The sequence below is a fragment of the Caballeronia sp. LZ019 genome (assembly GCF_031450825.1).
Taxonomy (GTDB): Bacteria; Pseudomonadota; Gammaproteobacteria; order Burkholderiales; family Burkholderiaceae; genus Caballeronia.
In genome coordinates this window covers 2,069,506-2,092,426 of record NZ_JARTVZ010000005.1, presented here as the reverse complement: position 1 = coordinate 2,092,426, position 22,921 = coordinate 2,069,506, and the positions used below count along the sequence as shown (strand labels likewise).

Sequence of the window (22,921 nt, the reverse complement as noted above, 5' to 3'; positions counted from 1 at the left end):
TCCTCCGCAAGGCTACTACAGTGGTGGTCGCCATGTCGGGGATATCGTGCCTCTATCGTCGCCCCAGCGGCATCTATGCGGTTCGTCTCGTCGTGCCAAAGCGCCTTCGGGAGCTGTTAGGGCGCACGGAGATTCATACGTCTACCGGTCTGCGGAGCTTGGCGACGGCAAAGGCCGCCGCGCTCAGGATTCAACTCCACTGGCGCGAACGCTTTCTGGCGATGGACACCGAAAAACTCAGACACGAAAGCCCGTTGCTCGTTGGGGAAGGGACGATTGACCTCGCCGAAGCCGCCGCCTCTGTCGGCATATCCTCCGCCGCACTTGCCGGTGAGCTGTTGTCAGACGGCACGCGCGCCTTTGCCCGGGTCCAGGCATTGCGCTGCTGGACGGTTCCCGACCTGGACGATGTAGAGCGCGACTACGATGGCTCGTTCGTGCTGAACGACGCTATCGCCCGTGGTGAGCTGGACCTGTATTCCGGCGTCGTTCGCTTCTTCAGTAGTCGAGCCACGCTCGGGCGGTTCGCGGCAGGCGCTCTGGCGCGCGAGTCAGTATTCCGTGGCACAGGGGAAACCGGTTTCTTTGTGGATGGCGAGCTTGAACTGGCCCCATCCGATTGCATCGTGCCGAAAGCGGCTGTGGCGCAGGTGCGGGCGCGATTGGCGGCAGCATTGCCAGCGCCCGTTATGGCACCGACAAAGCCGCCAGCAAGCCCGGCGACGACGCCGACCATCTTTGACCCGATCACCGCACGGCACGGCGCGAAGCGGTTCTCTGAGCTGTTCGAAACCTACAAGCGCGACAAGGCATGGGGAAAAGATCAGGCCCGCCGCATGGCCACTGAGGCCGGTCTGTTCATTGACCTGATGGGCGACCCAGCACTGGGCGATATAGAGAAAGAGACGGTGCTGGAGTTCGCGCGATTGCTCGCCCTGCTGCCGACAGACATCTACCAGCCACGGCGCAAGTATGGCGCGAACAAAACCCTTCACGAGCTGATCGACATTGCCGAGCGCGACGGGCTTGCCTGCAAGTCGGAGACGACCATCAAGGGCCACGTAGGCCGCCTGAGCGAGATTCTTGGCTACGGAGTCAGGGCTGGCATGATGCGCTTCAATCCGGCGTCAGACTTCAAGCGCGGACGCAGCGTTGGACGACGCGCCCAGGATGAGCGGCAGGTCTTCACGCCGGACGAGCTTTCGTTGATCTTTTCGCAACACTGGTTCGTGCGAGGTGCGGGAACCATCGGCAATGGCGGTCGGACGCACTGGCGACCGCACTACTACTGGCTTCCGCTACTTGGTCTGCTTACCGGCGCACGCATCAACGAGCTGTCGCAGCTCTACGTAGACGACGTGCGGCAAACTGAATCCGGTTTGTGGTATCTGGATTTCAACCTTGATGGGGACAAGATCGACGAGCCGGACAAATCGCTAAAAACGGTCAATTCCGTGCGGGTTGTGCCGCTGCATGGAGAGTTGGTCCGGCTTGGACTGCCCGAATATGTCAACGCGTTGCGCCGGGCCGGTTACTCACGATTGTTCCCGGAACTTAAGCGCGATCCTGTGAAGGGCTATGGCAAGCCTGCCGGGTCTTGGTTCAACGAGCGCTTTCTGGGCGTGAAGCTTGGCATCGAACGAAACGGCATGAAGACATTCCACTCGTTCCGTCACACGTTCGTGACAGCGCTTGAAAGGCTCGGTCTACCAGAACGGGTTTTTGCGCAGCTTGCAGGACATGAGCGTGGCAAAACCCAAAGCGGGAGCCGCTACGCGAAGGATCGCAACGCCGACGAGGTAGCTGACAACGTAAAGGATCTCCGTTTCCCGGCGCTAGACGGCATTGCCCCCCTGAGGATCGATGATGCCTTGATGGCGATTCGGTATGCCTTGCGCCTGAAGGCTAAAGCGTGAAGGCGCAATGGCTGTGCTGGGCAGCTCAGGCCCATCACGCCGCTCCGAAAGTTCAGGTGGCGAAGCCTTGAACTTGCCGGGCGTCCTCATTGGTTGTTAGCTTCATATGAGTAGCGATCGACGTAGCGAACATGGCCCTTCGGGCTACGCTTTTAGAAGGTTTCCGATCTATAAGGTTTCGCAGTTTTCCGTCCCAGTTGATGAACGGACCGCCATCGGGCAGGTCCGTATTTCCTAAGGGTTTGCTTTTCACGCGTGCGCCCAAGTGGACCTATCACGCATCGTATCGTTTCGGTTCTTCGCCACAGAAGTAAGCGAATACCCGATTTCACATCGTCTCAAGCTGAAGTTCATTCGCGAGGGTGTCAAACTTTGCCGCTTCTTGATCGGCGACGGACGAACCGATTGCGTCCATAGTCGTCATCCATTGGGCAACAAGCTTCTTTGCTTTTGACTGCATGACGGGTCGCTTGAAGCCATTGATGAAGCGTTTGGCTTCCGGAAGCAAGATCCTTTTCTTTTCCGCTACGCATTGCTTGTGATAGAGCTGAACGTCTCCCTCCGACGAAGCCTTGTTTGTCCCGACTGGTCCGCCCGCGCGAGTCATTGCGTCGTCCGCGTCACGCCGGGCGTCGTCCGCTAGCCGGGAGACCTGCCGAATCGCCAAGTAGCCCTGATATTCGCTTTCGCACGCTTGGATCGCTTCCTTTCCCTGCTGCACGAAACTGGGCTCGCTCTCGGCCGAGAAGCCTGCCGTCGCGAACGCAACGAATCCCGCTGCGACGATGGCGCGAGTTTTGAGATTCATATATCCCCCGCAAATTGAGTGGTCTAGTTACGCTGTAGTTATGTATCAAATCAAGCGCGCGCGCCTTCGCGCCGCGCCGCATTGGCTTCCATACCGTCCAATGCGACCTCGCATCATAGGTAACGGGTTGTGAACGTGCTATCAAGCTCGGAATAGAAGCTCGTCCTATAAAGAGCAATGAGCCGTTGATATGATTCGTGGATCGCCGCTGCCGTAGCGTTTTTTCCATCAGGGAGCGAAATCTTCTTGTCGATTGTGTAGCTTCGAACAACCTTCCCTTCTACCTCTACCTCTAACGTTGCCTTAAGAAGCAGATAGAACTCCTCGTCGGCACCGACGGCGAGTATCCCGAAGAACGGGACGCGTTGACCGGCGCCCATGACCCAGTAGGATTCCGCTTTTTCCAGTCGGACAACTAGTTTTTCATTCGATGACGGGTCTATAACCGTCGAGTCGCTGAAATATTTCTTGAGGTCCGCCGTAACGGTGTCTCTCGTGTCGTTGGTAACCGGAAAAGACATCGCATCGAATACCGAAACGCTTGGTTTGGGCGGCAGTGGCGCCGCGTTGATAACCTCTACGGCGGCGACGGATGGCTTTTTCTGTGTCACAACCGCTGTTTTTACAAGATTCTCGGATTGGGAAACGTCGAAAGGAGCGACGGCGCACCCGGCCAAAAACACACAGACAGCGGAAACGACCGCTTTCTTTATCATTTTTTTGCATCCCCATAGCGTTATGAATTATGGCGTCGAGTTGGCCTGCCTAGAGCCAGCGACTGCACCTTCCGATTGAACGATCGCGGTGCAGCGACGCAGCGCCGATGCTATCAAGGCCGAAACACGTGCCCGGCTTACTTGAGTGAAAAGCAAGGGATTGAAGATACTGCGGTAACGGAGGCATCAATCCTTAGTGGCTATGTCAAGTAAAAGCGAAGGGTCCCGTATATACAGTTATTAGGACTGTCGTGGCACAATCCCGGCCCGGCAAGGCTTTCACCCGTGCAGGCCTACGAATCTTCGCCCCTTTTTTTGCGCAAGCCACTTACAGCTTCAGGTGGCGCAAGGCATCCTTGACCGCGCGTTGAAGCTCGTTGTCGGCTTGCAGATGGCTACTCTCGCTGCGCAGTTTCCGCCACTTGTCGCGCCGCCCCAATGACTCGAAGCTGTGCAAGCCGCGCTCCGGCGTTGCGTCATTCAAGCGCCTGTTGGCCTTAATCGCGACCAATTTGTAGCGATTTCCGTTGGCTTGGATGTCTGGGTCGATGGGCGTCCGAAATCGGAAGAACCGCGCAAGTCGCGCGAACTTGTATCCGTCGAGATCGGACAGCATTGCTAGGCCGACGGACTCTAGCGCAACCCCTTGCAGGGTGACTTCCACTCGCGCTCGCCACTCTGCCGGCGGTAAGGCCATCGTTTTATCCGTAGTCTTCCAATAGACCTGCCACGCCACGTCGTCCCATTTGTTCCCCACGCGAAAGTTTAGCTCGGGGTTTAGTCGCAGTCCGGGCGCGTCCATAAAGCGATTCTTGCCATTCTTGCCAATGGATGGATCGAACTGGCGGGGCTTGACACTATTGGTCAGCAAGCTCGTTTGCAGGCGATGCGCCATCGAGACCGTTGCCGAATCACGCTCCGCCCTGCTCCCTCTGTGCGTGAAGTCGCAGGCGACTTCAATCGCGCGGACGACGGGCTCTTCGGTAAGCGGAAACTCGGCAGAAACATCGGTAATCGCCTTGCGAAGTGCCGCGTAGTTGTTCGCCATACGGTCGGTAAAGCGCACCACAAACGTGTTCGCTACCCTGCCGGGACCGGCATCTACAGGGGTGACGTGGAGCCTTCCGACGCCCGCTGCATTGAACGCGGACTGGACGTGTTGGAACTGGGTCTGACGTGCCGTGTGAAGCGTCACGTCTAACCAGTCTACGCAAGCGCTGCGTCGGAAATCACGAAGGCCTGTCACGACGATTAGCTGCCCGCGATCGAGGCAAGCGGCGCGCGCCGGACCGCCCAGAGCCGTGCTACAGGTGCGCCGTCGCGGTCAAACTTGTTGACGCGCCAATGTCTGCCGGGATCAATCGATACAGCGGTCGTTTTGATAGTCTTTTTGCCGGCGCTTGGTATCACCTTTCGCACGTTCTCGATGAACGCTTTTACGTCCGACACCGCGTAGACTGGACGGTAGGACTTTCCGTCATGGCGTCGTGCGCACGGCATGAGCGTGCAACCGGCGATGCTTTGCTCTCCGCGAATATTGTCGCCGAGAAAGTTTGTCCAGTTGCGAAGTGTTCCAAGATAGCGATATAGCGTAAGCGCCGTTTCGCCTGCTGAGATCGTTTGAACGATGATGGCGGTCATTGCGCGCCCCGCTGTCCTGCTTGGGCAGTGTCTGCCAGTTCCTTCGCCAGCGCCCTTGCCTCGCTCAGCTCCAACCGATAGACCATGAGCGGGTCATTTGTGACGAGCTGCACGAAGTGCGCGCCGGTTGCTTGATCGAGCTGAAGCGTGAGAGCGGAAACATTCAGCTTGCGCCCGGTCGCGCTGCCACCCTTCTCGCCGATGCCGAATGCGCGCACGGCCTCTGCCGCCCGACCAGACAGCTTGAGGACGCCGAGACGGCGCGATTTCTCGAATTCGACAAATGCGGCTACATCCTCCGGCCGATAGAACGCGCCGCCACCCAATCTCTGGAAAGCAACGCGGTGCGGCGGGTTGCGATCCTCTCGGCGATTGTTGGTGAGAACACGCGACCAGTAGGCAGTGCCACCTGATTCGTCGATCTCAGCGGCGATCAGCTCTGCCGCCGCCTGAGTGCTCAAAAGTTCTTCGGTCATATCGGTGGTAAGAAATGAGATAAGTGTTACTGTATACAATAGTCATTTACTAGTCAATACGGATATATATTGACCTGAATCCCTACAGTGTGAGATAGTGGCCTCACATTAAACGCTCGTCTCGTCGTGAGGCCAAAAAAAGAGGAAGAGATGGCGCAAGGTCAGTTCGTCGCATATTACCGCGTCAGCACTGCGCGGCAGGGTCAGTCAGGATTAGGACTCGAAGCCCAGCGGGAGGCCGTCGCACGCTACCTGAACGGTGGCGATTGGGAGTTGGTGGGCGAGTTCACCGATACAGAGACCGGCAAGGGTGCGAACGCGCTCGAAAAGCGCCCGCAGCTTCGCACCGCGCTAGAGCTGTGCAAGCGCCGTGGTGCGACGCTCATTATCGCCAAGCTCGACCGCTTGGCGCGTAACGTCCACTTCGTATCAGGCTTGCTTGAGACCGGGTGCGACTTCGTAGCCGCAGACATGCCCGCCGCTAACAAGGTTATGATCCAGATGCACGCCGTGATGGCTGAGTGGGAACGAGATCAGATCAGCAAGCGCACACGTGATGCGCTCGCCGCCGCTAAGGCGCGCGGGGTGCGTCTTGGCGTGGCCGGACCAACAAACCTCAAGCCAAACCTTGAGGTCCGCCAGCGCGCCGCCAACGCCTTTGCAGACAAGCTGGCGGGCGTCATAACGGGATTCCGTAGTCGGAATCTGTCTCAACGTGAAATGGTGGCGCAGTTGAACGCCCTCGGAATTCGAACGCCTAACGGCGGCACGTGGCACAGAGGCCAATTGTGCCGGTTGCTAGAACGAATAGGCAAACAGACGAATTAGGCGTCGCAAAGCCCTTGGCTCGTCAACCCAATTATTTCCACGCCCATTAGACATTCTTAAGCTTGAGCACTTGCCGAAATACCGGATGTATTTCCCAAGAGTGCCCTTGATCAATATTAGTCTTCGCACCCAACAAAGCGGGATTCTCTGGGAACGAAACGTGATCATATCCGCCATCCGCCCTTTCCTTACGTGCGGTCAAGAACTCGATCTGAAACAGAAAGCGCGCGACCTCCCTCGGTGACGGCTTTCCCAATACCCCCACGATCTGAGGACTAACTGCTTGCAAGATTCGATTATTAATCGTGGAAATCAACTGGTCGGTAGTGAACCGTTCCGGCTGCCCCACGAAAGCAGTCAGCAGATCCTCCAGTTGAGGACATTGCGATCGAAATTCGGCTATCGAATCATCAATGCGCTTTCGACCAAACTCTTCCAACTGATCATCAATGTCATCAAAATTGATTTTCGAACGTCGAGCGACCTTTGCTGATTTAGCAGAGATTTTGCTCAACTCGATCACCCAGCGCGGCCGATGACGCGAAAGCGTATAGAGGATTGTTGTGGGTGGCCTGCTCGAATCGCGCCCCCACGGCATCGGATCATCGAAGACCATCCCAATCAACTCGCGGTTCCGTTGCGCCCGATTTCGGCTGAGCCCTTTGTCAACCTGTTCCCACAGACCGTAGCGCTTGAAGTATCCTTCAACGCGCTTTGCAAGCAGGTCGTAGAAATCATCCAGGGACCAATTCAAGTCGGTAATATACTGCTCGACGTGAGACAAAGCTTCAAAATCGCGCTTAATTGTCGTCCAAACGTTCGGACGAATCGCCAATCGAAACCTAAATTCTGGAATCAGATTCGAAATTTGGCGAATTGCCACAAAAAAACTGGCAATTTTGACCTTATTGATCTTTTCGTTTTCGAAGTTCTGGTCCAAATCGTCAATGATAAACCATACGTCGCTCCCCTTTTCACTCCACCTCTTAAGCAGCGCTTCTGGATTTGTCATTACAGGCTTGGTCCGCTCGATCGGGACTGCCGACGATTTAAGTCGATCGATTATTGAAGACACGAAGGAGCGCTGCTTAAAGCCATTGTTCTCCGCTTGCTCGACGAGCGTGATCGCGTCATCTTTGAAGGCGAAAGCAATAGCCGCTCCAATTTCATTGGCTGCCAATCGAAGTAAATTCGTTTTCCAGCCTCTTACCCATCGGTCCGAATCCGTCGTTTCGAGTTCGGGCGACACGGAAGATGCCGTTGTATTGATAACCAGTGGAATAGAAGACGTTCGCTTCTGCAAGCGCTCAGCAATAAGCCTCAATATTCCGGATTTTCCTTCGCCTTTGTAGGCACGGACGATTGAGATCTGCTTTTTCTCGTCCAAGAAAGCTGCGACCTCTGGACGCTCCACCGCATAGCTGTGAAACACATCTTCCGGCTCGTCTTCCGATGCCTCGTTGCCGAATAACGACTCGTCCGATAGATTGATCGTAACCACACTTTCTCCTTTTAGAATTCACGCCTGCGGAGACACTCGCTATAAAGAAGGAAGTGTTCGCCGCCCTGGTTATAGTCGTGCCTATGAACGGATCATGCCAGTTGCAATGCATTCGCGATAGACATTATCAGCGACTAGCCGCGCGCTCCCGCCTTGATGCGACGCTCTGTTTGCACACAAATGCGCAAAGAGCTAACGCCAAGCATCTCCGATCCCCTTCATGAACGACGCCTCCGACAGAGCTGTCCGGTATGATGCCGACGACAACAAACGGCAAGCGGCCTCAGCGAGGTCTCATAGGGCAAGGGAAACGTGATATGGACAAAACGAAACTCGACTTCATATCGGCGATCACGGACCATTTGGCTTGGCCGCTGCTAGTCCTCGTTTTGGTGCAGATGTTCCGCAACAATGTGAAAGAACTGCTGCACCGAGTGACCTCCGTGAAGCACGGCGAAACTGAAATGACGTTTGCCGAACAAAGCAAGCAGAAGCTCGCTGGCAACCTGACAGATGCCGAGGAAGACGAAATCAAGTGCCAGCAAGTCGTCACGACGAACGAGCACTACACGCTTTATGCGAATGGGACGTTTGTCCAGCGAGTGTCCGTGACATCGCGCCCAGGCGAGACAGACACGGTGGTGTTCCCTATCACGTTCCCCAACGAAGCTATCACAGTGCAAGTCATTGGCGACACGGGCGCCCGGGTGATCGAGATCACTCCCGGCAACTGCAAGATTGCTTACCCGCCCAACGACGCCCGGCAAACTTTCAGACTCTTGATTAGCGGGATCTGAGCCTGAGGACACTTGCTCTGATACAATCCGCTCCCACAAAAGCATGCCACATGGGCGGGTTTTGCCCGCTCGCTCTTTCAACTCAATCAAGCACTTGCGGTTTATACTGTGCGGGCGTTCGATTCCCATCGCCCGCTCCAGCATCACAGCGAAAGCCGCCTTCCTTCATCGAGGCGGCTTTTTAGTTCCCGCTTTCCGCGCAGCGCTTCCCCGCATCTTGCCTATTCTCGCCATGAATCACGATCCTGAGGACGACGTCAACGCCGCCGGTGAACCGGCAGACAGCCATGCATCGACGCTGCATCATCGCCGCATCCGCAGCTTCGTGACGCGTGCAGGCCGCGTCTCGCCAGGGCAGCAGCGTGCGATCGACGAACTCGGTCCACGCTTCGTCGTGCCATATACGCCCGAACTCGCCGACTGGGACGCCGTTTTCGGCCGGAAGGCGCCGCGCGTGCTCGAAATCGGCTTCGGCATGGGCGCGACGACGGCGGAAATCGCCGTGGCGCGTCCCGGCGACGATTTCATCGGCGTGGAAGTGCATGAGCCGGGCGTCGGCGCGTTGCTGAAGCTCATCGGCGAGCAGCAGCTCGGCAATATCCGCATCCTTCAGCACGACGCCGTCGAAGTGCTCGAACACATGATCGCGCCCGCGAGCCTCGACGGCGTGCACATCTATTTTCCCGATCCGTGGCACAAGGCGCGTCACCACAAGCGTCGCCTGATTCAGCCGAAGTTCGTTTCGCAACTCGTGTCGCGGGTGAAGCGGGGCGGCTATCTGCATCTCGCGACCGACTGGCAGAACTACGCCGAGCAGATGCTGGAAGTGCTGTCGGCAGAACCGGCGCTCGAAAATACCGCCGACGGTTATGCGCCGCGCCCCGATTATCGCCCGGTGACGAAATTCGAACGCCGCGGCTTGCGGCTCGGACACGGCGTATGGGACCTGGTGTTCCGGCGCAAATAAGCGCTCCGCACAAACGAAAACGCCACGGCAAGCCGTGGCGTTTTCGCATGCGTGGAAGTGCGGCGAATCAGTCCGCCCAGCTCAACCCGCCGCTATAGCCGACGATCAGAATGAGCAGCCCGAAACCGATCCGATACCACGCGAACGCCGTAAAGTCGTGCGACGCGACGTAGCGCAGCAGCCAGCGCACGCAGACGAACGCGCTCACGAACGCGGACACGAGCCCGATCGCGAACAAGCCGAGATCGTTGACGGACAGCGCGCGCCAGTATTTCGCCATCTCATAGAGCGTCGCGCCGAAGATGATCGGTATCGCGAGGAAAAACGAAAACTCCGTTGCCGCGCGCCGGTCGAGGCCGAACAGCATCCCGCCGATAATCGTCGCGCCGGAACGCGACGTGCCCGGAATCAGCGCGAAGCATTGCGCGAGGCCGACCTTGAAGGCGTCGGCATAGGTGAGGTCGTCGACGGAATGCACGCGCGGCGGCACGCCGCGATCCCGCTGACGCGCTTCCGCCCACAAGATGACGATGCCGCCGATGATCAGCGCCACCGACACCGGCACCGGCGAGAACAACACCGCCTTGATCTTCTTTTCGAAGAGCAGCCCGAGCACGATGGCCGGAATCGTCGCGATGATGACGTTCACCGCGAAGCGCCGCGCGTCAGGGCGCGTCGGCAATCCGCCCACGATGGAGCCGATCTTCGCGCGATATTCCCAGCAGATCGCGAGAATCGCGCCGAACTGGATGACGACATCGAACGTTTTCGCCTGGGCGTCGGTGAAATTCAGAAGACTGCCCGCGACGATCAGGTGCCCCGTGCTCGAGACTGGCAGAAATTCGGTGAGGCCTTCGACAACGCCCAGAACGAGCGCCTTCAACATGAGAATCCAGTCCATCCGTCAGCCCTTTGTTAGCTGTTTTCGCTGTTGGCGTGGAGCATTGCGCGCAAAGATTTCGGCTTACTTCTCGACAATCTGAACGCGTATGCCGTTTGAAAGGACTGTGATTGTACCGGGTTCGTAAGAAACACCGGCAAACTGCAATTCTTCGGGCTTGAACGTGTAGATCGGATAGCGGTCGAGCAACTGCGCGGCGAGCAGCGCGCCGGCGGCCGCAATTTGTTGGTTGTACTGCGCGGCGTCGCCGGTCAGCTGCGAATCGTCAACTGTCGGCGACATCAGGATGACCGAGCGGCTCGGGGCATCGTAGGCGAGTTGCGTCGATACCGTGAACGCGCCGTTCACCGGATTCGGCATGAAGGGCGTGGAAAGCCGCGCATCCACGCGCACCGTCACGCGATTGCGATCCGCCGCCATGCCGACGACGGGATTGCTCAGTACGACGTCGAAGATTTGCCGCGCGGTGCGCTCGAGCGGAAACTTGCGCGCGACCGCTTCCTGCACCTGCTTTTGTGAAAACGTGTAGTGATCCGGAATAAACGGAAAGATGGATGCAGCCCGCGCCGCCGATGCGAACGCGCACACCGGCAAGGCGGCAAGCCCGGCCAGCATGATCCGGCGCCGACGCGGCGCGACGGGATGAGTCATGCGGGGTTTCCTCGATTCGATGTTGGAACGGTGCTTTGACAGGCGAACTTCACTGCGGTTGCGTCTCGATCTCGAGCCTGCCGAGCCATGCGATCGCGTACTCGCGCGTGTCGCCGCACATCTCGGCCGAGGGCTGCAGCCCGCCGCAGCAAGCGGGCCGGCGCGGATCGCCGAAGATCCTGCAGCGCAGATCGTCGTCGAGCTGGACGCACGGCTCCCCCGCGCGCTTGCCGTGGGGCATGCCGGGAATCGCGCTCGTGATGGAAGGCGCGATGCAGCACGCGCCGCATCCTTCGCGGCAGGCATGAGGTGAGGAAGGCTCGGGAGGCATGGCGAAGTGGCAGACGAACGGCGAAAGCCGCATTGTCCCATGCCCGCGCCGGCTGCGACGTTATCACGCAACGCCGGTTCCTCTGCGCTCGCTAAACTCGGCGCAACGCACAGGCTTGCCATGACACTCGTCGACACTCTCTTCCGCCCGGACCTGCTCGCCCGCTACGACGCGCACGGCCCGCGCTACACGTCCTACCCTACCGCCGTCCAGTTCACGGATTCCTTCGACCCCGCGCATTACTTCGACGCAGCCGCACGCGGCGGCGCATCGGCGGACTTGTCGCTGTACTTCCACATACCGTTTTGCGACACCGTCTGCTTCTACTGCGGATGCAACAAGGTCGCGACGAAGAACCGCGCGCACGCTCGCCCGTATCTGGATCGCATGAAGCGCGAACTGGCGATGCAGGCCGCCTGCTTCGATACCGCCCGTCCGGTCACGCAGCTTCACTGGGGCGGCGGCACGCCCACCTTCCTGTCGCACGACGAAATGGCCGAACTGATGGCCGCCACCGCCGCGCATTTCAATCTGGTCGAGGACGAGCGCGCCGAGTATTCGATCGAAGTCGATCCCCGCGAGGCGTCGCCGGAAACCATCGGGCTGCTGCGGGCGCTCGGCTTCAATCGGCTGAGCCTCGGCGTCCAGGATTTCGATGAACGCGTGCAGCAGGCCGTCAACCGCATCCAGCCCCGCGCGATGACCGAAGACGTGATGCGCGCGGCGCGCGAGCACGGCTTCCGGTCGGTGAGCGCCGATCTCATCTACGGCTTGCCGCATCAGAGCGTCGAGAGCTTCACCCGCACGCTCGATGCCATCATCGCGCTCGCGCCGGATCGCGTGTCGGTGTTCGGCTACGCGCACATGCCGTCGCTCTTCAAGATGCAGCGTCAGATCGACGAAGCCGCCCTGCCCTCCCCCGCCATGCGGCTCGCGATTCTGAAGCGCGTGATCGAGCGCATGAGCGATGCGGGCTACGTCTACATCGGCATGGATCACTTCGCGCTGCCCGGCGACGAACTCGCGCGCGCGTACGAAGCCGGCACGCTTCAGCGCAACTTTCAGGGCTACAGCACGCACGCGGACTGCGATCTGATCGGCATCGGGGCATCGTCGATCGGCAAGGTCGGCCACGTCTATGCGCAGAACGCCCGCGAGTTGCCCGACTACGCCGCCGCCATCGACGCCGGCCAGTTCGCCATCCGGCGCGGCGTCCGGCTTTCCGCCGACGACCTCCTGCGCCGCGACGTCATCATGCGGCTGATGTGCGGCGGCACGCTGCGTTTCCCGGAGATCGAGGCGGCCCACGGCATCGCGTTCGCGGAAACATTCGCCGACGAACTCGCGCGCCTCGCGCCGATGGCCGGCGACGGTCTCATCGACATCACCGGCGACGCGATTCGCGTGCTCCCCGCGGGACGGATGCTCGTGCGCAACGTCGCATCGGTGTTCGACCGCTATCTGGGACAAGCGAGCCTTCAACGCTTCTCGCGCACCATCTGAGTCCGGCAGGCTGCGACGCCACTACGCCGTCGCACGAGTATTTCTTACTTCGCTGGCTTAGAATGACAGCCACCTTCGGCGCCCGGTCGCAGCCCCGGCTGATGATCGCGCCCGCCCTTACACCGCCGATGCGCGCCGAAAGCGCCGCATCGGACGCCGTCCGGCATGCGTGAAGCGAAGCCTGCCGCCGGCATGCTACTGCCCGACGCCATGCCAACCACATCGCCGCAGTTCGCCCCGCTCGCCCTCCTCGCCGCCGACCTGAGATGCGGCCGCACGACCAGCCGCGCGCTGATCGAAACGGCGCTCGAACGTATCGCCGATCCGAACGGTCAGGGCTCGACCGTCTTCACGCACGTCGATGCCGACCACGCCCGCTCCGCCGCCGACGCCCACGATGCGCTGCGCCGCGCCGGCACGGTGCTGTCGCCGCTCGCGGGCATTCCGGTGTCGGTGAAGGACCTGTTCGATATCGAAGGCCAGGTGACGCGCGCCGGGTCCCGCGTGCTCGCGAACGCCGCGCCCGCGAAAGCCGATGCCGTCACCGTCGCGCGGCTGCGGCGCGCCGGCGCGGTGATCGTCGGGCGCACCAACATGAGTGAATTCGCGTTCTCGGGACTCGGGCTCAATCCGCACTACGGCACGCCGCGCTCGCCGTATCGGGCCGACGTGCCGGGCGATGCGCGCATCGCGGGCGGATCGTCGGCGGGTGCGGCGGCCTCGGTGGCCGACGGCATGGCGGCCGTCGCGCTCGGCACCGATACCGGCGGCTCCATCCGCATTCCCGCCGCGCTGTGCGGCCTGACCGGCTTTAAGCCGACGGCGAGCCGCATCCCGAAGCAGGGCGGCATTCCGTTGTCGAAGACGCTCGATTCGTTCGGGCCGATCGGCGTATCGGTCGCGTGCTGCGCGCTCGTCGACCGCATTCTCGCGGGCCGCGAGCCGGATGTGCCCGCCACGCGCCCGCTCGACGGCGTGCGCCTCGGCGTGCTCACCAACTACGTGACGGAGGGCATCGAAGCGCCGGTCGCTCAGGCGGTGCAGGCCGCCGTCAATCATCTGGCGGCGGCAGGCGCGCTCGTCGATGACGTGCGCTTCGCCCCGCTCGACCGCCTGCCCGAACTGAACCGTTTCGGGCTCGTGTCGATCGAAGCGTATGCGTGGCATCGCAAGCTGATCGCCGGGCATTCCGCCGACTACGACCCGCGCGTGCTCGCCCGTCTGATGCGCGCCGAGACGGCGAGCGCCGCCGATTACATCGAGCTCTGCGAGGCCCGCGCCGCGATGATCGAGGCCGCGCGCACCACGCTCTGGCAGCGTTTCGACGCGATTCTCTGCCCGACCGTGCCGGTTCTGCCGCCGCGCATCGCGGATCTGGAGGGTGAAGACGAGCTTTTCAATCGGACCAACGCGCTCATTCTGCGCAATCCGACCACCTTCAATTTTCTCGATGCGTGCGCGTTGTCGCTGCCGTGCCATCCGCGTGGCGGCGCGCCGGTCGGCCTCATGCTCGCGGGCGCGCCGAACAGCGACGACACGCTGCTGTCGATCGGACGCGCGGTCGAGGCCGTACTGGAAACGACGCGCTGACCGCGCTGTCGCGTCTCGCTCGCGCCCTCGGGGCGTCGCGTTAGAATTCCTGCGCGAATCCCCGGGGAATGGGGTACTTCTTTCTCGAATCGTTGCGCAATAATGAACAACCATCTACATCACTTCACGATGCACGAGGATGACCGCGTGCTGCGACGCGAGCGCCGGCTTCTTTCGCTGCTCGGCTTCGTGTGCCTCGGGCTCGTCGGCGGTGCGCTGTACCTGCAGTTCTTCCACGGTGAGGACCCCTGCCCGCTGTGCATCATCCAGCGCTATTTCTTCCTGCTCGTCGCCGTGTTCGCGTTTCTCGGCGCGGGCCTCAACGGCTGGCGCGGCATTGCCGTGCTCGAAACGCTGGTGGCGATATCCGCGCTCGGCGGCATCGTGACGGCCGTCCGGCATGTCTACATCCAGGCGCATCCGGGCTTCAGCTGCGGCTTCGATGCGCTGCAGCCCGTCGTCGACGCCCTGCCGCCCGCGCGCTGGCTGCCGCAAGTGTTCAAGGTCGCGGGGCTGTGCGAAACGCCGTATCCGCCGATTCTCGGCCTGAGCCTGCCGCAATGGTCGCTCGTGGCGTTCGTCATCATCTTCGTGCTCGTGCTCGCGAGCCTGTTTTCCAAGCGCAAACTGCGCGCCGCCGCCGCGCGCTGATCCGCCTATACCGCGCGGGGGATTCGTCGCCCGCGCGCGTCGCCAGCTCCCCGCCTCGCATTTCGCTTCCCCGCATCAGCGCTTCCGCATAACCTAGATACCGTCCCGAAAATATTTTTGGGATATTGCGGTGCTATGGTCGAGGCTGGATGGCGATCTACGTGCGCGCAGTTCGTTTGGCCGAGCTTTCGCCGGCGACGGAAACCGCGTAACGCGCGCCCGGTCCGCAATGTCCCTGCTCGCTCATGACAACGCAAACCATCCGCTTCTACTGGCGCGGCGCCGTCCGCGAAATCGGCGACGCGCCCGCCACGCGCACGGTCCTCCAGCATCTGCGCGAAACCGAGCTTTGCACCGGCACGAAGGAAGGCTGTGCCGAAGGCGATTGCGGCGCGTGCACGGTCGTCGTCGGCGAGATCGATCCGGCCGGCGAACTCGTGCTCAAGGCCGTCAACGCGTGCATCCAGTTCTTGCCGACGCTCGATTCACGCGCGCTCTTCACCGTCGAAGACCTGCGTGGCGCCGATGGCGCGCTGCATCCGGTGCAGCAGGCGCTCGTCGATTGCCACGGCTCGCAGTGCGGCTTCTGCACGCCGGGCTTCGTGATGTCGCTGTGGGCGCTCTATCAGGCGCATCCCGTCGATGCCGGCCCGCCCTCGCGCGACGAAATCGCCACCGCGATCTCGGGCAATTTATGCCGCTGCACGGGGTATCGGCCGATCGTGGATGCCGCCGAGCGCATGTTCGGCTATCCGCGTCCGGCATTCGATCGCGAAGCGGTCAAGCACACGCTGGCTCAGATCCGCCGCACGGAGACGTTCGAATACGGCACGTACCGGGCGCCCGTCACGCGCGCCGAATTTGCGCGGCTGCGCGCAGCGAATCCGGGCGCGCGGCTGCTGGCAGGCAGCACGGACATCGGCCTGTGGGTCACGAAGCAATTCCGCGATCTGGGCGATATCCTGTTCATCGGCAACGTCGACGAGCTGAAGCGCATCGAGCGCGACCCGCAGCATCTGACGATCGGCGCGGCGGCATCGCTCGAAGACGCGTATGCGGCGCTGACCGTCGATCATCCCGAACTCGCGGAACTGTGGACGCGCTTCGCCTCGCGGCCCATCCGCAACGCGGGCACGCTCGGCGGCAACGTCGCGAACGGCTCGCCCATCGGCGATTCGATGCCCGCGCTCATCGCGCTCGACGCCGAAGTCGTCCTGCAACACGGCGACTCGACGCGCACGCTCCCGCTCGATGCGTTCTACCTCGCGTATCAGAAGACCGCGCTCGCGGCGGGCGAATTCGTCGCGGCGATCCGCGTGCCGCGCCCGAGCACCGATCTGCGGTTTCGCACCTACAAGGTGTCGAAGCGATACGACCAGGACATTTCCGCCGTCTGTGCGGCCTTTGCGATCCGCCTCGACGATGCGAAGCGCGTGACGGACGCGCGTATCGCGTTCGGCGGGATGGCGGCGACACCGAAGCGCGCGCCGCAGGCGGAAGCCGCGCTGATCGGCCACGACTGGACCGACGTCAGCGTGCGCGCCGCGATGACCGCGCTCGACAGCGACTTCCAGCCGCTCACCGACATGCGCGCATCGAGCGCGTATCGCGCGAAGGTGGCGCGCAACGTGCTGTGGCGCTTTTATCTGGAGACGCGTGCCGACGCGCCGCTCGCGCTCGCCGAAGTCAACGCGTTCGCTTACGGCGCGCACGCATCGGTTTCCGAGGGGCAGCCATGAACAAGGCAAGCGAGCCGGTCGCATTCGACGTCGCCGCGCAACAGGCCGCGGGCGCCGCGCTGCCGCACGAGTCGGCGGCGCTGCACGTGAGCGGCGAAGCCATTTACACCGACGACATCGCCGAGTTGCGCGGCACGCTGCACGCGGCGCTCGGCTTGTCGCGACACGCACATGCGCGCATCGTTTCGCTCGACCTCGACGCCGTGCGCGCCGCGCCGGGCGTGATCGCCGTGCTGACCGCCGCCGACATCCCCGGCGAGAACAACTGCGGCCCGGTGCTCCACGACGATCCGATCCTTGCGACCGGCGAAGTGCAGTATCTCGGCCAGCCGGTTTTCGCGGTCATCGCCGAAACACACGATCTCGCGCGCCGCGCCGCCGCGCTCGCCCGCAGCGGCGACGTCGTGCGCTACGAGCCGCTGGAAGCCGTGCTGACGCCGCGCGAAGCCAGGGCGCGCCATCAGTTCGTCTTGCCGCCGCTGCGCCTCACGCGCGGCGATCCGCAAGCGCGCATCGCGCAGGCGAAGCATCGCATCGCCGGGGAATTCGAAGTCGGCGGGCAGGAGCAGTTCTATCTCGAAGGACAAGTGGCGTATGCCGTGCCGAAGGAATCGGACGGCATGCTCGTCTACAGTTCGACGCAGCATCCGAGCGAAATGCAGCAGGTCGTCGCGCACATGCTCGACTGGCCGTCGCACGCCGTCGTGTGCGAATGCCGGCGCATGGGCGGCGGATTCGGCGGAAAAGAATCGCAATCGGCGGTGTTCGCCTGCGTCGCGTCTCTGGCGGCGCATGTGCTCAAGCGCCCCGTCAAGCTGCGCGCCGATCGCGACGACGACTTCATGATCACCGGCAAGCGCCACGACGCGGTCTACGAATACGAAGCGGGCTTCGACGACGATGGCCGCATCACCGGCGCGCGCGTCGAGATCGCGCTGAGAGCGGGATACTCGGCGGACCTGTCGGGCGCGGTGGCAACGCGCGCGGTCTGCCACTTCGACAACGCGTACTACCTGAGCGATGTCGATATCCGCGCGTACTGCTGCAAGACCCACACGCAGTCCAACACGGCGTTTCGCGGCTTCGGCGGGCCTCAGGGCGCGCTCGTGATGGAAGTAATGCTCGATGAAATCGCGCATCGCCTGAAGCGCGATCCGCTCGACGTGCGGCGCGCGAATTTCTACGGCATCGGCGAGCGCGACGTGACGCCGTACGGCCAGCCCGTCGCGGACAACGTGATCGCGCCGCTGACCGATGCGCTGATCGCCTCGAGCGATTACGCCGCGCGCCGCGCCGCGATTGCTGCGTTCAATGCGGCGAGCGGCGTGCTCAAGCGCGGCATCGCGTTCACGCCGGTCAAATTCGGCATCTCGTTCAATGTGCCGTTCCTGAATCAGGCGGGCGCGCTCGTGCACGTCTACAAGGACGGCTCCGTGCTCGTGAACCACGGCGGCACCGAAATGGGCCAGGGGTTGAACACGAAGGTCGCGCAGGTCGTGGCGAGCGTGTTCGGCATCGGCATCGCGCGGGTGCGCGTGACGGCCACCGATACGTCGAAAGTTGCGAATACTTCGGCGACGGCGGCATCGACCGGCAGCGATCTGAACGGCAAGGCTGCGGAAGACGCCGCGCTCACAATCCGCATGCGGCTCGCCGAACTCGCGGCGAAGCAGCTCGGCGGCGCGGCGGCGGACGTGCGTTTCGGCGGCGGCGTGGTCGCATCGAACGGCGGACAGATGCCCTTCGAACAGCTCGTCGCGGCTGCCTATCTCGCGCGCGTGCAACTGTGGTCCGACGGCTTCTACGCGACGCCGAAAGTCCATTGGGACGCGAAGACGCTCACCGGCCATCCGTTCTATTACTTCGCGTACGGCGCGGCGGTATCGGAAGTCGTCGTCGATACGCTCACCGGCGAATGGAAGCTCTTGCGCGCCGATCTGCTCCACGACGCGGGGCGCTCGATCAACCCGGCCATCGACATCGGGCAAGTGGAAGGCGGCTTCATCCAGGGCATGGGCTGGCTCACGACCGAGGAATTGTGGTGGAACCGCGATGGCCGCTTGATGACCCACGCGCCGTCCACATACAAGATTCCCGCCGTCAACGATACCCCCGCCGCGTTCAACGTCGCCCTGTACCGCAACGACAACGCCGAGCCGACGATCTTCCGCTCGAAGGCGGTCGGCGAGCCGCCGCTGTTGCTGTCGTTTTCGGTGCTGCTCGCGATCCGCGCGGCGATTGCGGCGTCCGCGCCCGATGCGCCGAACGCGCCGAAACTGCGCGCGCCCGCGACGCCGGAAGCGATCCTCGACGCGCTCGATTCGCTCGCCGCCGAAGCGCAAGGCGAGCGCCCGGTAAACTAGCGCCTGCGACGACGCAAACACGATCCTTTCCGGAGCTCCATCGATGCAAGTTTGGCTGACCGACCTGCAACACCTGCTCGCGCACGGCGACGCCGTCGTGCTCGTGACGGTCGCGCGTGTCGAAGGCTCCGCGCCGCGCGAGCCGGGCACGAAGATGATCGTCACGCGCGAGGACGCCCGCCATACCATCGGCGGCGGCCATCTCGAATGGAAGGCGATCGAAACCGCCCGGCAAGTGCTGAAGGACGGCATGCACATGCAGCGCATGCGCCGGCTCGAGCGTTTCGCGCTCGGCCCGAGCCTCGGCCAGTGCTGCGGCGGCGCCGTGGTGCTCGCGTTCGAGCGGCTCGACGTATCGGACCTGAACTGGGTGACATCGCTTGCGAAACGCACCGCGCAACGTCTGTCGACGGTGCGCAGCGTTTCCTTCGCGCCGCTGCCCGATGCGGTCATGCTCTCCGATCCCGAGCCGGGCGCGCAGGACACCGACTGCCTGCTGTGGGACGGCGCGGGTTTCGATGAAAGCGGCGCATTGCTCACCGAAACCATCGCGCCGCGCGACTTCAACTTGGTGCTGTTCGGTGCGGGTCATGTGGGCGCGGCGCTCGTGCGCGTGCTCGCGACGCTGCCCTGCCGCGTCACGTGGGTCGATGAACGCGACGCCGCTTTCCCCGCTGCGCCATTCGTTCCCGCGAACGTGAAGATCGAGCCGAACGACGCGCCCGACGAAGCTGTCGACAACGCGCCGCCCGGCACGTATTTCATCGTGATGACGCACAACCATGCGGTCGATCTCGTGCTGGCCGAGCGCATTCTCGCGCGCGGCGACTTCGCGTTCTTCGGCATGATCGGCTCGCACACGAAGCGCAGGCAGTTCGAGCATCGGCTGGCGGCGCGCGGCATCGACCCCGCGCGCATCGGACGGATGGTGTGTCCGATCGGCATCGGCGGCATCGTCGATAAAGCGCCCGAAGTGATCGCCGTCGCAGCGGCAGCCCAACTGCTGCAGGCGGTCGAAGCCAACATGGCGCATGCGTCGTCGCAGTCGTCCCAGTCCCCGCAGCAAACCGTATAAACCCAAGCCCCAAGAAGAAAGCCCCATGAATCCCACACTCGCCGACAAGATCGCGCACGCGCCCAAGGCGGAACTGCATATCCATATCGAAGGATCGCTCGAGCCCGAGCTGATCTTCGAACTGGCCAAACGCAACAACGTGAAGCTCGCGTACGGCTCCATCGAAGCCTTGCGCGCCGCGTATGCGTTCACGGACCTGCAATCGTTCCTCGACATCTACTACGCCGGCGCGAGCGTGCTGCTCACCGAGCAGGACTTCTACGACATGACGATGGCCTATGTCGAGCGCGCGCTCGAGGACCACGTCGCGCATGCGGAAATCTTCTTCGATCCGCAGACGCACACGGAGCGCGGCGTATCGATCGAAACGGTCGTCGCGGGAATCGAAGGCGCGCTCGCCGAAGCCGAGACGCGCGGCCTGAGTTCGCGCCTCATCCTGTGCTTCCTGCGCCATCTGTCCGAAGAAGACGCGCTCGCCACGTTCGAGGAAGCGCTGCCGCTCTTCGACAAGTACGCGCACCGGCTGATCGGCGTCGGGCTGGATTCGTCGGAGCGCGGGCATCCGCCGTCGAAATTCGAGCGCGTGTTCGCGAAGGCGCGCGCACGCGGGCTGAAGCTCGTCGCGCATGCGGGCGAGGAAGGCCCGCCGTCGTATGTCTATGAAGCGCTCGATCTGCTGAAAGTCGATCGCGTCGATCACGGCGTGCGCAGCATCGAGGATGCGCAGCTCGTCGCGCGTCTCGCCGACGAACGCATTGCGCTCACCGTTTGCCCGCTGTCGAACATCAAGCTCTGCGTGTTTGACGACATGACGAAGCACACGCTGAAGGACCTGCTCGATCAGCGCGTTCGCGTGATGATCAATTCCGACGATCCGGCCTACTTCGGCGGCTACGTCAACGCGAACTACTTCGCCATCGTCGATGCGCTCAAGCTCTCGGACAAAGAGGTCTACACGCTCTTGCGCAACAGTCTCGAAGCGTCGTTCGTAAGCGCGGAGGAACGCGACGGCATGATCGCGCGCCTCGACGCACACTGGAAGCAGTAACCGCCTCAATCCGCACTACACAGAAACAAGAAACACGATGGAAACCACTGCAACAACTCAACGCGACACCACCGCGCTCGAGCGCTTCTTCGGCATTCGCGCGGCGGGATCGCGCACGAAGACGGAAGTCGTCGCGGGCATCACGACGTTTCTCACCGCGATGTACATCATCGTGGTCAATCCCGGCATTCTGTCGCAGGCGGGCGTGCCGTTTCCCGCCGCGCTCACGGCCACCGTCATCGTCAGTTTTCTCGGCAGCTGCGCGATGGGCCTCTATGCGCGCAATCCGGTGCTCGTCGCGCCCGGCATGGGCATGAACGCGCTCTTCGCGTTCGTGATGGTTCACGGCGGCAAGATGCCGTGGCAGACCGCGCTCGGCTGCGTGTTCTGGGCCGGCGTCATCTTCGCGATCCTCGCGATGTTCAACGCGCGCAAGCTCGTCGTCGATGCGATTCCCGCCAACCTGCGCCATGCGGTGTCGTGCGGCATCGGGCTTTTCATCAGCCTGATCGGGCTCGTGAACGCGAAGTTCGTCGTCGGCGATCCGGTGACCATCGTGCATTCGGCGTCGCTCAATCCGGTCGTCGTCACGTTCCTCGTCGGCCTCGCCGTCACGACGATTCTCGTCGCCCGCAAAGTCACCGGCGCGCTGATGCTCGGCATCGTATTCACGACGATCATCGCGATTCCGATCGGCCGCGTCTGGGGCGACGGCACCGCGTACTGGCCCGCCGCCATCGCCACGAAAACGCTCGTCAACTGGAACGGCCTCTTCTCCGCGCCGGACTTCTCGGGCATCGGGCAACTGGACCTCTTCGGCGCGCTCAAGGTGGTCTACTGGCCGTTCATCTTCGTGATGCTGTTCACGTCGTTCTTCGATGCGCTCTCCACGTTCATGGCCATCTCCGAGGCCGGCAAGCTGTACGACGAGAAAGGCAATCCGCGCAACATCCGCCAGTCGATGACGGTCGACGCCTTCTCGGCGCTCGTTTCCGCGCCGCTCGGCACGAGTCCGGCAAACGCGTACATCGAATCGGCGGCGGGCATCTCGGCGGGCGGGCGCACGGGCCTCGTCGCAGTCGTCGCAGGCCTGTGTTTCCTGCCTTTCCTCTTTCTCTCGCCGCTCTTGTCGCTCGTTCCGGCGATCGCCACGGCGCCCGCGCTGGTGCTCGTCGGCGTGTTCATGATGGAAGCGATCACGAAGATCGAGTGGCATCGCTTCGATGAAGCCATTCCCGCGTTCCTCGCGATGATCCTGATCCCGCTCACGTACTCGATCACGGATGGCGTCGCCTACGGCTTCATCGCGTTCGTCGTGCTGAAGTCGGCGACGGGCCGCGCGAGGGAAATCAAGCCGGCGATGTGGATCATCGCGGCATTCTCGGTTCTGCTGCTGACGCAGCTGTAGACATTATTAGA

Annotated in this window: 21 protein-coding genes; 12 read left to right on the top strand and 9 right to left on the bottom strand. The window is 62.3% G+C overall.

Translation table 11 applies throughout. The annotated features are described in order from the left end of the window. The first annotated feature begins 20 nt into the window (after positions 1-20). Positions 21-1,916: a site-specific integrase gene (locus tag P9255_RS23225; protein ID WP_309790485.1), complete on the top strand. Its 1,896-nt coding sequence runs from the start codon at positions 21-23 to the stop codon at positions 1,914-1,916. 328 nt (positions 1,917-2,244) lie between these two features. Here P9255_RS23225 and P9255_RS23220 read toward each other — a convergent pair whose 3' ends face one another. From P9255_RS23220 to P9255_RS23200, 5 genes are all read right to left on the bottom strand, one after another. Next, positions 2,245-2,724 carry a hypothetical protein gene (locus P9255_RS23220; RefSeq protein WP_309790484.1) on the bottom strand — a complete coding sequence of 160 codons (480 nt, stop codon included), beginning with the start codon at positions 2,722-2,724 and terminating at the stop codon, positions 2,245-2,247. Between the two features lie 113 nt (positions 2,725-2,837). Continuing rightward, the gene (locus P9255_RS23215; RefSeq protein WP_309790482.1) at positions 2,838-3,440 is read right to left on the bottom strand and encodes a hypothetical protein; all 603 of its coding nucleotides are present in this window, start codon (positions 3,438-3,440) and stop codon (positions 2,838-2,840) included. Positions 3,441-3,768: 328 nt separating this feature from the next. Continuing rightward, positions 3,769-4,488, bottom strand: coding sequence for a hypothetical protein (locus tag P9255_RS23210; protein WP_309790481.1), 720 nt, complete (start codon positions 4,486-4,488; stop codon positions 3,769-3,771). Between the two features lie 203 nt (positions 4,489-4,691). Further along, positions 4,692-5,081: a hypothetical protein gene (locus P9255_RS23205; RefSeq protein WP_309790480.1), complete on the bottom strand. Its 390-nt coding sequence runs from the start codon at positions 5,079-5,081 to the stop codon at positions 4,692-4,694. Further along, a complete protein-coding gene (locus P9255_RS23200) occupies positions 5,078-5,557 on the bottom strand; it encodes a hypothetical protein (RefSeq protein ID WP_309790479.1) in 480 nt (159 codons plus the stop codon). The genes P9255_RS23205 and P9255_RS23200 overlap by 4 nt, the downstream gene beginning before the upstream one ends. A gap of 150 nt (positions 5,558-5,707) precedes the next feature. Here P9255_RS23200 and P9255_RS23195 point away from each other — a divergent pair, with 150 nt between their 5' ends. Beyond that, entirely contained in the window at positions 5,708-6,385 is a 678-nt protein-coding gene (locus P9255_RS23195; RefSeq protein WP_309790478.1) for a recombinase family protein, read from the top strand. Between the two features lie 46 nt (positions 6,386-6,431). On the opposite strand, the gene P9255_RS23190 is transcribed toward P9255_RS23195, so the two are convergent. After that, a complete protein-coding gene (locus P9255_RS23190) occupies positions 6,432-7,886 on the bottom strand; it encodes a P-loop ATPase, Sll1717 family (protein ID WP_309790477.1) in 1,455 nt (484 codons plus the stop codon). 317 nt (positions 7,887-8,203) lie between these two features. Between P9255_RS23190 and P9255_RS23185 the strand changes: the two genes are divergently transcribed. Together P9255_RS23185 and trmB are read left to right on the top strand one after the other, a co-directional pair. Beyond that, positions 8,204-8,683 (top strand): hypothetical protein, encoded by a 480-nt coding sequence (locus P9255_RS23185; RefSeq protein WP_309790476.1) that lies wholly within the window; start codon positions 8,204-8,206, stop codon positions 8,681-8,683. A gap of 232 nt (positions 8,684-8,915) precedes the next feature. After that, a complete protein-coding gene (gene trmB, locus P9255_RS23180; RefSeq protein WP_309763026.1) occupies positions 8,916-9,650 on the top strand; it encodes a tRNA (guanosine(46)-N7)-methyltransferase TrmB in 735 nt (244 codons plus the stop codon). Between the two features lie 67 nt (positions 9,651-9,717). Here the strand turns inward: trmB and P9255_RS23175 are convergent, their stop codons facing one another. The 3 genes from P9255_RS23175 to P9255_RS23165 all read right to left on the bottom strand — a co-directional run bounded on the left by P9255_RS23175 (position 9,718) and on the right by P9255_RS23165 (position 11,533). Beyond that, positions 9,718-10,551: an undecaprenyl-diphosphate phosphatase gene (locus tag P9255_RS23175; RefSeq protein ID WP_309763027.1), complete on the bottom strand. Its 834-nt coding sequence runs from the start codon at positions 10,549-10,551 to the stop codon at positions 9,718-9,720. Positions 10,552-10,614: 63 nt separating this feature from the next. Next, positions 10,615-11,202, bottom strand: a complete 588-nt coding sequence (locus P9255_RS23170; protein WP_309763028.1) for a DUF1439 domain-containing protein — start codon at positions 11,200-11,202, stop codon at positions 10,615-10,617. Positions 11,203-11,251: 49 nt separating this feature from the next. Then, positions 11,252-11,533: a YkgJ family cysteine cluster protein gene (locus tag P9255_RS23165; RefSeq protein WP_309765318.1), complete on the bottom strand. Its 282-nt coding sequence runs from the start codon at positions 11,531-11,533 to the stop codon at positions 11,252-11,254. A 120-nt stretch (positions 11,534-11,653) separates the two neighbouring features. Here P9255_RS23165 and hemN point away from each other — a divergent pair, with 120 nt between their 5' ends. From hemN to P9255_RS23125, 8 genes are all read left to right on the top strand, one after another. After that, positions 11,654-13,036 (top strand): oxygen-independent coproporphyrinogen III oxidase, encoded by a 1,383-nt coding sequence (hemN, locus tag P9255_RS23160; protein ID WP_309763029.1) that lies wholly within the window; start codon positions 11,654-11,656, stop codon positions 13,034-13,036. A gap of 210 nt (positions 13,037-13,246) precedes the next feature. Continuing rightward, on the top strand, positions 13,247-14,626 hold the full coding sequence (locus P9255_RS23155) for an amidase (RefSeq protein WP_309763030.1): 1,380 nt from the start codon (positions 13,247-13,249) through the stop codon (positions 14,624-14,626). A 129-nt stretch (positions 14,627-14,755) separates the two neighbouring features. Beyond that, entirely contained in the window at positions 14,756-15,277 is a 522-nt protein-coding gene (locus P9255_RS23150; protein WP_309765319.1) for a disulfide bond formation protein B, read from the top strand. 245 nt (positions 15,278-15,522) lie between these two features. Further along, positions 15,523-17,016 carry a xanthine dehydrogenase small subunit gene (xdhA, locus tag P9255_RS23145; protein ID WP_309763031.1) on the top strand — a complete coding sequence of 498 codons (1,494 nt, stop codon included), beginning with the start codon at positions 15,523-15,525 and terminating at the stop codon, positions 17,014-17,016. Continuing rightward, entirely contained in the window at positions 17,013-19,379 is a 2,367-nt protein-coding gene (xdhB, locus tag P9255_RS23140) for a xanthine dehydrogenase molybdopterin binding subunit (RefSeq protein ID WP_309763032.1), read from the top strand. Before xdhA ends, xdhB begins: the two co-directional genes overlap by 4 nt. Before the next feature lie 43 nt (positions 19,380-19,422). Next, positions 19,423-20,454, top strand: coding sequence for a xanthine dehydrogenase accessory protein XdhC (xdhC, locus tag P9255_RS23135; RefSeq protein WP_309763033.1), 1,032 nt, complete (start codon positions 19,423-19,425; stop codon positions 20,452-20,454). A gap of 25 nt (positions 20,455-20,479) precedes the next feature. Beyond that, positions 20,480-21,502 (top strand): adenosine deaminase, encoded by a 1,023-nt coding sequence (locus P9255_RS23130; RefSeq protein ID WP_309763034.1) that lies wholly within the window; start codon positions 20,480-20,482, stop codon positions 21,500-21,502. A 37-nt stretch (positions 21,503-21,539) separates the two neighbouring features. Further along, positions 21,540-22,910 carry an NCS2 family permease gene (locus P9255_RS23125; protein WP_309763035.1) on the top strand — a complete coding sequence of 457 codons (1,371 nt, stop codon included), beginning with the start codon at positions 21,540-21,542 and terminating at the stop codon, positions 22,908-22,910. The last annotated feature ends 11 nt before the right edge of the window (positions 22,911-22,921 follow it).